Genomic DNA, 12,308 nt, shown 5'->3' on the forward strand with positions numbered 1-12,308 from the left:
AAGATCATACCACACTCCATCACTTGCCTTACCGAGGTTGTTTTTATTGGCTCCTGTTTCCTATTTATCGCTATGTAACTTATACTTTTCCTTTACCACTTCCATAAATTCAATAATGTTTATTCTGTATATGTTTTGTAAAGGGACAATAAGATTATTAAATTTTAAAAGTTCAAACAAGTATAACCCCGTTCTATAATTAGAACGAGGTTATACTTAAAATCGTTTAATTTTTGATATAAGATATTCACTACCAAAAAATATAACAATAAATTCGTTTAAAAAAGACTTCTTTGGCTCTTTTATATATTTCTTCTTGAGCGTTTATACATTTTCATTGTAACTAACCAGCTAGTAATTGTGATTCCTGCAAAAAGTAATAGCAAATTACTATACAAATGAGTGGACAAATCAGCATTTATAGGTAATAATTTTCGATTTAGCAAATGTATCGATAATAATCCACCTACAATCGCAATACCCATTCCTTCTGATAGAAAGCTTGTAAAATTAAGCAAACTCATTCCAGCACCTGTTTCCTTTTGTTCCAAACTACTTGAAACGATGTTAGAGATAACTGTTTTCGTAAAAGAAAGCCCACCAAAAACAAAAATTACTATAATTGTTATGATCCAAGGCGTTGTTTCTATAAAAAGGGCCGCTACTAAAAAGCTTATAGAAAGAAATGCAACTCCAGTTGTTAATACAAATAGAGAACCTTTCTTATCAACAAGCACTCCTCCAATATAACCGAAAACAATAACACTCATTGCTCCAGGAAAAATAATCCCACTTCCAATTGTGGCAGTACTTAATTGGTAGACATCTCTCATCATATAAGGAACCATAGAAATAAATCCTGCTACGGTTCCCAATATAAGTCCTCCACAAATGATTCCAATCATAAATGATATATTTTTTCCTAGCGAAGGATTAACAAAAGGATTAGACACTTTCCTAATATGTTTAACAAATATCAAGAAACATATAATGCTAACGACTAGAAAGGAAATTCTATAAGATGTCGTAAACATTACAAAAAATACAATACCGACGGACATAAATATTATTCCTTTAACATCAATACTTCCTTTTATTACATCTTCCTGTTTCAATAATTTTGCAAGGAAGGGAACAGCGATAATCGTTACAACAGGCAAAAGCAGTATATAAGACCAATGAGCATATTCGGCAATTACTCCACCAACAGATGGTCCGACACCTTCTCCCATTGCTACAATGGACCCAATAAGACCAAATACTTTACCGCTATTTTCTTTTGGAATATAGCGCGCAACAACAACCATTACAAGTGCTGGAAATGCAGCTGCGCCAGCTCCCTGAATAAACCGAGCCAAAATAAGTACAGAAAAGAACGAATGTCCAACAAACCCGATAACTGATCCGAAGCAATTCACTATAATTCCAAATAAGAGTAGCTTCTTGATGCCTAACTGATCTGATAACTTTCCATATACAGCTGTTCCTATAGAAAAAGTTAATATGAACGCTGTGTTTATCCAGTTTATACTTGCTGGCTCCTTATTAAAATCACTAGCAATATCAGGTAATGAAACATTCAAAACCATTTCGTTTAAAACACTGAAAAAAGAAAGAACACAGAGCCATAATAAAATTTGATTATGACGTAATATTGAATGTGAATGAGATGAATTCACAATTTACCCTCCAATAATAAGGGTAGACGTAGTTTATAGGGTCATTGATACGCTTTCCCTCTTTAAATGTACCCAATTATATTTATTGCACTTCATAAATAATTCCTCCCCAAAAATGATTTATATATTATATCACATATATATAATTTTAAATAAAACATATTCTACAATACTTTGTGCATAGATAATAAATTAATCCGACAATCCAGAAATAACATATTTGAGCATAAAGAAATAAAATTCCTTAAAGAGAAGCAGGTTGAGGTTCTTGAGAGTCAAGCTTATTTTGAAGCTGTGGCAAAGATGATTGAACAAAACAATTTAATTCTTTTAGAACAGATGAAAGCTCTACAGCTAATTCAGAAATAACAAACTTATGATTGATTAATTCTACATAGGCTTCCATAAATAATGTATCTTTATTTATACCACCAGCCTCTGTTTTTACAGGGGCTTTTGTTATGCGTTGATTCATATTCTGAATTTGAATAGTCTCTTTCACATGTATGAATAGATCTTCTAATAAACCTGGTGTAGACTCTAATTCCTGTTTTTCAATTTCCTCTGTGACAGCACTTATAAATTCCCATAGTACTTTTGCACCTAATAGTCCTGCTAATCGCTTTTCACGCATTTCAAATGTTTTCATGTTCATATTTAAACACTTCCTCTTCTGTATTTTTTACTATTAATTGAACTATCTAAATTATGATGGAACAGCTATATTGGCAATCAAATTCTCTACCTCTTTTATCGTAAACTATAGTTTACAAGAGGAGCTAAAAATAGATTCCACGCTTGTTCCTAAAACTTTTGCTATTTTTATAGCTAACTTAACGCTAGGTTGTTTTTTATTATTTTCTATCTCAGAAATATAAGTGCGCGATAAACCAACTTGTGCCGCTAACTTTTCTTGGGATATTAATTTTTCTTTCCTTAATTCAGCTATCTTATTCATTGCTCTACTCCTCTCCATTTATGTATTCATATAATTACACAACAATTGTAAACCATAGTTTACTACAACGTCAACAATGTTTTACATATTTTTTCTCTATTTTAGTTTCTTTTTGTAAATTATTGTTTACAATTATACTAGGAGGATTACACATGAAGAAAACTCTTGGTGAAATTATTAAAAATTATCGTTTAACAAATAAGCTATCCTTGCGCGATTTTGCTCAAAAATGTGATGTTAGTCATACTTATATAGACAAACTTGAAAAAGGCGTAGATTCCAGAACTGGAAAACCTGTAGAACCAACACTATTAGTAATAGAAAAGATATCAAACGCCATGAATATAAGTACTAAATCCTTACTAGAAGAAATAGGATTCATTACAAAAGATAGTACCGAAGTAATTGATACAGAACTAGAGAAATGGTTTAAAGCTATTAAAAGTTCCTCTCCCCAAAAGCGAGAGGAACTAAAGAAGTTTTGGGAGTTTATAATACAGAAAAAAGATTAATATGTTAAAAAGACCTCTACCTTGACAGGGAATGTCCTGAGTTCGAGCCTCTTCGGGATCATAAATATAAAAACCGTATCAAATTAACATTTGATACGGTTTTTATTTGTTTACTTTTATACTCTACAGAGCCAGTAATCAAAGAAATGGTCAAACTTCTCACAAAATCCTATATATTCGAATTCTATAATAAAGAGGATAGGGTGCTCTTACTTTAATTCCTATCCTTTGTTTTTGACATAAATCTTGATTTTATTTCAATGTATTAAATTCTATTCTTCATTCTATCTAAGCACAATATTCCTTAATTTTTCTGCTAACAATCCCTCTTCTTAGTTCTTCATATTATTTATTTACTTTATCTAAGAAAAAATAAACTACAGAATTCAGCACTTTTCCCACAATCATGGGATAATTAAGATTATAAGTCAATTATTATTCAACTTTTTGTCGAGCATACATTGCAGCAACGGAAGGTAGACTTCTTCCATGAATAGAAAAATCTTCTCCATTAAAGACAACTAATTCTAAATTTTCTTTGTCTCTATTTCTTCTCACTTCACCTATTCCACTAAATATAACGGCATCATTTTCCTTAATAAGCTTCTTAACAAGATAAAATAAACCGACATAATTGGGATTGTTAGCAAAGAATGTCTCTTCAAATTTAACATATACCCCCTGGTTTCTTCCTTGTATTTCTATTGTAGCATTTGTATTACTATACTCAATTCCTTTAATTTCCCCATAAAGTAATCTAAGCTTGCCAACATCAGAATGATTTAACGTATTAGGATTTCTTTTAAGGATATTTTGTCCTCTACTTCCACTTGCGTTTTCCATCTCTGCCTCTTCTGATGGATTTGTTACTATATTCACAGCTATATTGTTTCGCTTTCCTTCTGTCTTTGGTCTTTCATTCTTCCTTGTCCTTCTTTTTTCATTCCTTTTCTGAAGTTCTTCTTCTGTCATTTGTGCTTGACGAAAAGCATCTTTTAAAGCTCTAGCCTTTCGCTCTTTTGATAAAACCACGTTAACAGTGTGTTCAGTATTGACCCCCGTTTTTCCTGCAACCCTATCAAAACGGTATATACAAGTTGGTGAATGATTTTCAAATGGATGGGTTTTGAAATAGCTGGATTTAGACGTACTATTTACAAACACTATCTTAGCATTACAATTTTCTATAGGACAGTAAAGGTTTCCCTTGTATTTTGTATTGTACAAATTTGGGGTCATATCTAAGATACGTAATTCTCTGCTTTCTTTGTCTGTTTTATAAATTACTGAACCGATACTTACTGGCACTACTCTCGCCTCCATTTTATAGATATTTATCACTAAAATCCTTATTCGACGTTATTCGACTATCCCCTCTTTAAAGGAAGAAAAAAACTGCAGTAATCCAAGAAAAGGATTTCTCTAAAAAAATAGCACTAAAAATAAATTCTCTTCTGTTAGTCCTTTTCAATCTTCAAACCTAAAAAGACAGGGACTCTGCTAAATTGCACCTCAATTTTGGGACACAGTCTTACAATGCGGTATAGTTTTTTTATTACAAAAGCCAAAATGAATGTATAAAGGACATTGGGAAATCATTGGGAGCGAATCACGAAATGGTTCACAAGTGGATAAAACAATTTGAATATCATGGGACACCAAGGATAGAAAAAAGCTACTTAACGTATTCTGCACAGTATAAACTAGACGTATTAAATTATATGATTGAGCATGGAACGTCTACAAACAAAACGGCAGTCATTTTTCATATCCCTTCACCTGGACTTATTAGAAAATGACGTATTCAGTACATCAAGAAGAGGTGACACCCCATTATTCACTCTGATTAAAATCAATACTAACAAACGAAGAAGTATCGTTATGCCTTAAAAGAACGAGAGATTACGCAAAATATATCTTATTAAGGGAAATGTTACGATAATGCGGTTATTGAAAGTTTTTTTGGTATTATGAAATCTGAATTTCTTTACCTAAAAATTTTAAAAGCATAGAACAGTTTAAATAAAAATTTTAAAAATATATCTATTACTATAATTACAAAAGAATTAAGGCAAAACTAAAAGGCATGAGTCCGGTACAATATCGAACTCATGCCCTAAAGGCTGCCTAATGAAACGACCTGTCTAACTTTATGGGGTCAGTTCAATCAGTTCTCTGTCTTTTATATAAATCATCTATTTTATATTATTAAAAAATCTTTTGTACTTGAATTATTTGTTGTTTTAAATAATTTGGCATTTCTAAAGTATTAACATCTATAGTCTTCAACCATTCTAAATAATAATTAGGATCTTCTATCTTATGATTTATCCCAAATTCTTTATCTAACCTAATTGCTGCTTCTCTAGGAAGTCCTATAGCCATAAATTCAAGAGCCGGGGTTGAACAAGCTCCATATTCTAAATACGAAGACAGCTTTACTAATTTTTCTGCATCTTCTTTTTGATTAATTGATTCCAAAAACACTCTTAAAACTTCTATATATACCTGGGTATACTTTACCATTTCATAACGAATTCTTTTATTTAGAAAATCAATTTGATTTTTCACATAACCAGTTAATTTTTTATTTGTATAAATATTTGATGATTCATCATAAAATATTATATCAGAAAGAGAAAAACCGAGCATCCACTTATAACTATTTATAGATAATCTTTTAATATGGTCCTCCCTCCATTGCACTCTATTCATAAAGAATTTGTTAATTAATTTTACAATTACTTTAAATCTATTATATCCTTTATCATACATATAAGTAGGAAAGATGGGCATAAATTCTTTATACTTCTCTTTGTTTTTTTCGAAATACATCCACAAATCATTAATTCTGTCCGGCATTATTCCTGGTGTATTACTTAATAAACTTAAAGGTGGCTTAAAATCATTAATAATTATTTCAGTAACTTTATCAATTTCTATTAAATCCTTTTCGTTATTTTCATCCTTATATGGAGAGTCAATTAATTTTTTACCTACCACTCTATCTCGAACTACCATGGAAACTAATTGTTCATTATAATCATCCATGCCAGATGGATTTTTTCTATCAAAAATATATTCTTTAAAATCATTTACTTGATTTTTCAATTTATATTCAGAAGATGGAATTATAGAAAATGATTTTTCACCTAATAAAAGATTTTCCTTCCAACTCTCAGGATCTATACAAATTATATTTCCTGAAAAGTCATTTCCCATTCTCCCTGCTCTACCAGCTAAATTCCAGAAATTAAGTTTATCCATAGGATTATGTCTACCTCTTTCTGGTTTATAAATAAATATATTTTTAGCAGGCATATTCAAACCTTCTAGTAGCGTAGATGTACAACTTACAATTTTCAATGCACCAGATTTAAACAATTCTTCTATTCCAGCTCTAATTATTGTTGGTAATGAACCAAAATGAAATGCAATTCCGCATCGAATAAATTGAGCTAATTCATAATTAGGCGAAATATATTCTTCTATAAAATCTGCAAAGTCTTCTAGGCGTTCATCATTTAAAACTGGAAAGTTATCACTTTCATATAATATTCTTGCTACATCAGTAGATAACATTGGTTCATTTGAATATATTATTGAAGTTTGTTCATTCCATAATTTAATTGCAACATTTGCAAGAATACTTGCTCTAGACTTACCTTTATCTTCATAAGGTATCTCACTAACCTGTATTTCTTCATCTTGATAAATAACATTTATCTTTATATGTTTAGCCACTTTTTTAACTTTAATTATATTTTGAATTACTAACGGGAAGTAATCTTTTTCTTTTTCACCATCTATAATATTAAATGTAGTAAGTAACTTTTCTGGATTACTAACCAAAGGACTAGCAAACAATGTTTTTGCATTAGGAAACAGTTCTTGTACAAACTTTAAAGCCCCTTCTAATAAAACACCTCTTCCATCACTCTGAATATTATGTGCCTCATCAACCACAATCATAGCTATATTTAGTTTAGTTACATCAGCTCGTGTACAAAGTTGGTATAATCTTTCTTGAGTCAACACTAAAATATTTGATTTGCCTAAGTTACTTGTTATATTTTCAACCTCTGATGAACACCCTACATAAATGTTTTTCAAAGCTAATTCATTAATATGTTCAATAAAATCATTCATAACTTGCTTAATAAGGGCTCGTGTCGGAACAACATAAACAACTGTAATATTATTACGATTCTGGTAGATTAAATCTAAAATATATTTTAAAATAATATATGATTTACCAGCAGAAGTTGGAGCAGATATACTGATTCCTTGATGACCATTTATAATCTCGGACACTTTTTTTTGAAAGTTAGTTAAAAGGTACTGTTTATCAATAAGGGTTTTTTCATTAAAACTCTCAAAAATATATTCTTCCAAAGCAGTCATGCCATTTAAGAGATCTTTATATTCACTTATTCCAGTTGTAGTTTCAAGTAATTTTATTGCTGGAAAATTCCCTAGTTTTCTTAGTATTAAGAACGAACATAGGAAAATACCTTTACTTGGCATCACTTGAGGCAATGAAATAGCAATCTCTAAAGCATCCATCTTATCTTGATTATCTACCGACCTCGCTAGTGTGTTTCCAGCCTCTGCCAATATTTTTATTTCTAATTTTGAAAAATGCTCTGTCACGTTGGAAAATAGATCTTGTTGAACTTGTATTTTCTTTAGCCTCTTTAATAATAATAATAGCGTTGCTCTGTCCGATTGATTCATTAATTTTTCAGAATTCATCCCATTCACCTTCTTAGGTAATTTCAGTAATAACTAGATTTTCAAAAACATCAATTGTGTTAAACGGAATAATAAACCAATTAATATTAATGTTTTTAATAGGCGAATTTCCCGTTAACATTTCATATATAATTTGCTCGTTTTTTGTACATTCTTCTATATATTTTTGCTCAATAAAAGCTTCCTTATGTTCTTTAGACAATCCTCTTTGCTCAACTTTCTTTAGTAAGTCTGAATCATATCCTGTAAAAACAGTAAGTTCTAGTATAATATCATCCCATCTTCTATCAAACTTTTTAAAATCACTAAGTAACTTTTTAATTTCAATAGAGTCAACTTGGTCATAAATATAATCATCCGGATAAAAAATATCATCATTTATATTAATAATTTTCCCTAATGTTTGAATAGATTCATGAACTGCCGTTTTTAAATCACTCTTTAACTTACCCTCGCCCAAATATAAAACTAATTTATAATCCGTGTTCATTCCAATATGTAATTCATTGAAGATATCAAGTTCGTCATCAATACTGATCCGCTTTAATCCTTTAGGTGCACCTAGTATACCCTCGATCAACATCCAAAGAATTATAGAACCTAACTTTTCCTGATTTTTAATTTGTTCTATTACCTTATTTGTCTTTTTAACTATAGAAAGTGGTTTAATAATACGTTTTTCTAATTTTTCTAAATCAGCAAGAGTACATGCGTAATCTGAAACTGAATCTGCAAGATACTCCGAAAATTGTTTCATTAGAGAAGTTCCATCTTTACTATATTTCAAATAATATGCACTGATTAATAAATCAATATCCGATTTCTTTCCATAATAATCAACCTTCTTAAAAAGTTCCTCACATTTATTTCTTTGGGCATCAAGCCGACTATTAATTAAGTTATTCTTAGGTCCAAATGAGCTATTAAATTTAATACCATTTTGTTCAAGAAAATTTACTATTCTATTAATACTAATTGATTTAATTGGAGACTTTATTAAACTATATTCTTCCACTACAACAATTGCTTTAATTTCACCATTAATCATGACGGGGGAACCCGATAATCCTTCTAGACTCTCATCCCAACCATCATTTATATATTTACCATCTAAATGCAAATCATATTTAACCACTTGTTCAAAGCTTGAATCTTGATAAATACCTCCTTTTATATAACAAAATCTACTTCCACCTTCCCCGGAATCCCATCCTACAGGAAAACCTACGCATTCCCAATTATCTTCAAGGTTTACTTTCTGACTACTTAAATTCGGCCAAGATTCTACTGACCTTACTGATTTCTCTAAACTCAAAATAGCCACATCATATCTTTTACTTTCTCCAATAATTGATGCAAAGACCTCCTTTGTTTCCTGGCCTTCAGATAATCCATAAAACTCCAATCTAATAGGTGTTTGATTTTTAATATTATCTGTAACTGCATGTCTTGCTGTAATAGCTGTATTCTCGTTAATTAAAAATGCAGTAGCTTGCTTTTTACAAAACAACTTTGCAGTGATATGATATAAAATTTCACTCATGCTTATATAGTTCCTCCAATAATTATTTAGTCACTATTAATAAAACTACTTAATAATAATTTTGGTGGTTTCATTAATAATCCCTTTTGTTGAATCATTAGTGTATTCTATTTCAAAATTATAATTATCCTGTAACTCTTTATTATTAATTCTGTTAAATAAACGAGTTGGTTTATAATTAAAAATAATTTTTTTCTTTTTTTCTTTATTACTACTAATAATTCTATACAATGTTTCTATATCTGGATGATAGAAATTCTTCCCTCTTCCATTGGTTGAAATGATATAGTTCTTTGTATCAATTAAATTTAGTAATTCTTTACTAGTATTATGTTTACTCCCATGATGAGATATCTTAACAGCGTCAAAATACATTCTTTCTTGCCCACTCTTTGTTAATATTTCTTTTAAGTATTGTTCAATTGTTTCTGAATGAGAATCTCCTAAAAAAAGTATTTTCTTTTCACCAAATTCTAATATAAACGCTATTGAACTTCCATTCACTGGCTTATGATCTGGCTCAAAATCTTGATTAGCAATAGCATCAATATCTACTTCTCCAGAAACTCTTTTTACTTTACGTGATTTCTTTTTACTATCAACAAAATTTGCCATATATATTTCAAAAGCATCTTCCATTAATTCGTTACTTTCTATTTTATCTTTAAATCCCAAGTCAACCAATTTTGATTCCCACGCTTTATCTAGTTCCTTTATTTTTTTTTCGTCAGGTGAAAGAATAGTTATTTTAACTTCGTCATTAATACTAACTGTTCTTAAAGTATTATCGCTATTCTCTACTGAAACTGCTTGATTATTAAAGATTTTATTCCATCTATCTGTATATCCATTTTTATAAAGTGCCCCTACCAATGTCCAGGCTTGTTCAAAGCTTATATCTGACACTTCTTTTACACCATTTTCTTTACCATGGCCTTTTTGGATTATTTTAGTCAACATTTCTTCTGAACTTTCTTTCAGTTCTTCTTTTTCTTGAAGTAGCTTTTTTTTCTCAAATTGCAAGTGTTTATAGCTATTGTGCCAAACTTCATCAACTTCGATTATCTTTGGACTATTTACATCTCCATTTTCCTCTAGAAACTTAATCCCGCCTAAAATGTGATCTTCATCGACATGTGTAAAAATCAATAAAGATAATTTTCCACCTTCTTTACTGATTTCTTTAAGTTCCTTTTTTATTGTTTTATTATATGTGCCCTTAAAACCCATATCTATTAATATATGAGTTTGTTTTTCACCTTTACAAGTAACTAAAAAACTATCTCCATATGAAGCAGGAAACATTTTTATTGCTATTTCTTTCATCATAAGCACTCCATCCCTATTCACTTAAAGATAATATTAAAATATAATTTCATAATTTAATTAAATATATTTATACAATAATTATCTATCATAAAAGCTTAACTTATTCCTATTATGCCATAAATTACAAAGTTTTATTGTTACATAAATCCATTTTTTAATTTATATAATAAAATTAATTAATATTTAAAATCTTAAATATCATGATAATAATTTCTTAAAATAAATATATACATATAAAATGTTTTATTTTCTATAGATTTTACATAAAAATCGCACAAAAACAATACAAAAAACTGCATATTTTTTATTCAAGTTAGGGATGAGAATCCATCAGTGGTGCGGGTCTACGCAATTTTCTGCGGCTAAAAAATGTCATTTTCTCAAATTTTAGAACTTCGGAAACGATTTTTTTATTCTCCCACCCTTCTGTCCCTTTGTTCCTCTAGGATTTTTCTTTTTCGGTAGCGGGGGCTATAATTCTATTTTTTGCCACCCTTTATTTTTCTTAATTTTCTATATTTTACGTTTATTAGAGTTATACTATATATACATTTCTCAAATATACAAAAAACATAGTTGTTTACCGTTCTGTTTGCATTTACACCCAATTAAATGCTCGCATACTTTACAATGCTTTGCTTCATATATGCTTAATATATAATATGTTTCATCTGTATATAAACCAAAGTCATAGTTACCTGCATATATTGAATACACTTCTTCTAATGTTCGGTCATCGTATTTATTCTTAATTAAACCTTGAGAGAATAGTTACTCCTGTTTTGTCTATTATCGTTGGACACATCGTTTATATGAACACTCAAATACAAAATGTTCGTAACGAGTATTTAAAAATATAATTCGAATTCTTTTCATATAATAGTTGTGCCTAATATACATCTACTTGATTATCCGACAAATTCTGTAAATAACCATACTCCTTTTTAAATCAGTCAACCTTCTAGTTGGTTCAATTCTTTTAGTACGTTCACGCGCTTCTCTGCTTGCTTCCCCAGATTCTTCAAAAAGTCGTATAATCATGTTGCCTTCACTAGAGTCGATATTATATTTATCTAGTATCGCAAACACTTTTGTAATTTTATTTGCCATCATTGCTTCACTAATTGCTAATTTAACGTTTTCTTCCATGATTCATTATCCTTTTTATTACGAACAGTAAACGGACGTGCTTTTAAAAAAATATTAATACAAATTCAACAAATGTACGTCTTGTGTCCCATACAATCTATGTTCTTTTAATCGTAAAATTGTTATTTTTTCTTTATCAATCGTTTTACATATTCGGTTGACTTTAAAAATATGTTCCTGTATAAATTTATTGATATTCGTAAAATTTGCTAATCTCTTAATCTTTTTTGATACTCCAAAGTTATAACTGATCTACGATTCAAAATCTCGCTTGGCTTCATTCATCAGTTGGATGCCTTCGAGAGATTCCAAATACGGTAATAATTCATTCGCTATACGATTTTTAAATTCTTGTTGTTTTGCATCATAAGTGCTTGACCATT

The 12,308-nt window shown here is 29.8% G+C and carries 11 protein-coding genes and 1 pseudogene; 3 read left to right on the forward strand and 9 right to left on the reverse strand.

Going from position 1 to position 12,308, the window contains the following annotated elements:
- Nucleotides 1-302: 302 nt before the first annotated feature.
- From tet to ACZDYH_RS17775, 4 genes are all read right to left on the reverse strand, one after another.
- Nucleotides 303-1,679 carry a Tet(L)/Tet(K)/Tet(45) family tetracycline efflux MFS transporter gene (tet, locus tag ACZDYH_RS17760; RefSeq protein WP_474886783.1) on the reverse strand — a complete coding sequence of 459 codons (1,377 nt, stop codon included), beginning with the start codon at nt 1,677-1,679 and terminating at the stop codon, nt 303-305.
- A 33-nt stretch (nt 1,680-1,712) separates the two neighbouring features.
- Complete coding sequence (locus ACZDYH_RS17765) at nt 1,713-1,775, reverse strand: tetracycline resistance efflux system leader peptide (RefSeq protein WP_106081929.1); 63 nt, start codon at nt 1,773-1,775, stop codon at nt 1,713-1,715.
- A gap of 148 nt (nt 1,776-1,923) precedes the next feature.
- Nucleotides 1,924-2,334 carry a hypothetical protein gene (locus ACZDYH_RS17770; RefSeq protein WP_474886786.1) on the reverse strand — a complete coding sequence of 137 codons (411 nt, stop codon included), beginning with the start codon at nt 2,332-2,334 and terminating at the stop codon, nt 1,924-1,926.
- A gap of 105 nt (nt 2,335-2,439) precedes the next feature.
- The gene (locus ACZDYH_RS17775) at nt 2,440-2,637 is read right to left on the reverse strand and encodes a helix-turn-helix transcriptional regulator (protein ID WP_088120180.1); all 198 of its coding nucleotides are present in this window, start codon (nt 2,635-2,637) and stop codon (nt 2,440-2,442) included.
- A gap of 152 nt (nt 2,638-2,789) precedes the next feature.
- Between ACZDYH_RS17775 and ACZDYH_RS17780 the strand changes: the two genes are divergently transcribed.
- A complete protein-coding gene (locus tag ACZDYH_RS17780; protein ID WP_474886787.1) occupies nt 2,790-3,149 on the forward strand; it encodes a helix-turn-helix domain-containing protein in 360 nt (119 codons plus the stop codon).
- Between the two features lie 435 nt (nt 3,150-3,584).
- Here ACZDYH_RS17780 and ACZDYH_RS17785 read toward each other — a convergent pair whose 3' ends face one another.
- Nucleotides 3,585-4,457: a hypothetical protein gene (locus ACZDYH_RS17785; RefSeq protein ID WP_474886788.1), complete on the reverse strand. Its 873-nt coding sequence runs from the start codon at nt 4,455-4,457 to the stop codon at nt 3,585-3,587.
- A 308-nt stretch (nt 4,458-4,765) separates the two neighbouring features.
- On the opposite strand from ACZDYH_RS17785, the gene ACZDYH_RS17790 reads away from it, so the two are divergent.
- Together ACZDYH_RS17790 and ACZDYH_RS17795 are read left to right on the forward strand one after the other, a co-directional pair.
- Nucleotides 4,766-4,948: a hypothetical protein gene (locus tag ACZDYH_RS17790; protein WP_474886790.1), complete on the forward strand. Its 183-nt coding sequence runs from the start codon at nt 4,766-4,768 to the stop codon at nt 4,946-4,948.
- A gap of 63 nt (nt 4,949-5,011) precedes the next feature.
- Nucleotides 5,012-5,280: pseudogene (locus tag ACZDYH_RS17795) on the forward strand (IS3 family transposase); the annotation flags it as partial.
- A gap of 77 nt (nt 5,281-5,357) precedes the next feature.
- Here the strand turns inward: ACZDYH_RS17795 and ACZDYH_RS17800 are convergent.
- From ACZDYH_RS17800 to ACZDYH_RS17815, 4 genes are all read right to left on the reverse strand, one after another.
- Nucleotides 5,358-7,904 (reverse strand): DEAD/DEAH box helicase, encoded by a 2,547-nt coding sequence (locus ACZDYH_RS17800; protein WP_474886792.1) that lies wholly within the window; start codon nt 7,902-7,904, stop codon nt 5,358-5,360.
- Nucleotides 7,905-7,917: 13 nt separating this feature from the next.
- Nucleotides 7,918-9,447: a Hachiman antiphage defense system protein HamA gene (locus ACZDYH_RS17805; protein ID WP_474886793.1), complete on the reverse strand. Its 1,530-nt coding sequence runs from the start codon at nt 9,445-9,447 to the stop codon at nt 7,918-7,920.
- A gap of 45 nt (nt 9,448-9,492) precedes the next feature.
- Entirely contained in the window at nt 9,493-10,773 is a 1,281-nt protein-coding gene (locus ACZDYH_RS17810; protein WP_474886795.1) for an MBL fold metallo-hydrolase, read from the reverse strand.
- A 903-nt stretch (nt 10,774-11,676) separates the two neighbouring features.
- Nucleotides 11,677-11,925, reverse strand: a complete 249-nt coding sequence (locus ACZDYH_RS17815) for a hypothetical protein (RefSeq protein ID WP_474886797.1) — start codon at nt 11,923-11,925, stop codon at nt 11,677-11,679.
- Nucleotides 11,926-12,308: the final 383 nt, after the last annotated feature.

The organism is Bacillus sp. EB V-12 (genome assembly GCF_056158125.1).

Excerpts from the sequence above, each read along its gene's own strand:
- ACZDYH_RS17770 (WP_474886786.1), bottom strand. The coding sequence starts at position 2,334 with ATGAACATGAAAACATTTGAAATGCGTGAAAAGCGATTAGCAGGACTA.
- ACZDYH_RS17775 (WP_088120180.1), bottom strand. The coding sequence starts at position 2,637 with ATGAATAAGATAGCTGAATTAAGGAAAGAAAAATTAATATCCCAAGAA.
- ACZDYH_RS17780 (WP_474886787.1), top strand. The coding sequence starts at position 2,790 with ATGAAGAAAACTCTTGGTGAAATTATTAAAAATTATCGTTTAACAAAT.
- ACZDYH_RS17800 (WP_474886792.1), bottom strand. The coding sequence starts at position 7,904 with ATGAATTCTGAAAAATTAATGAATCAATCGGACAGAGCAACGCTATTA.
- ACZDYH_RS17805 (WP_474886793.1), bottom strand. The coding sequence starts at position 9,447 with ATGAGTGAAATTTTATATCATATCACTGCAAAGTTGTTTTGTAAAAAG.
- ACZDYH_RS17790 (WP_474886790.1), top strand. The coding sequence starts at position 4,766 with ATGGTTCACAAGTGGATAAAACAATTTGAATATCATGGGACACCAAGG.
- ACZDYH_RS17810 (WP_474886795.1), bottom strand. The coding sequence starts at position 10,773 with ATGAAAGAAATAGCAATAAAAATGTTTCCTGCTTCATATGGAGATAGT.
- ACZDYH_RS17815 (WP_474886797.1), bottom strand. The coding sequence starts at position 11,925 with ATGGAAGAAAACGTTAAATTAGCAATTAGTGAAGCAATGATGGCAAAT.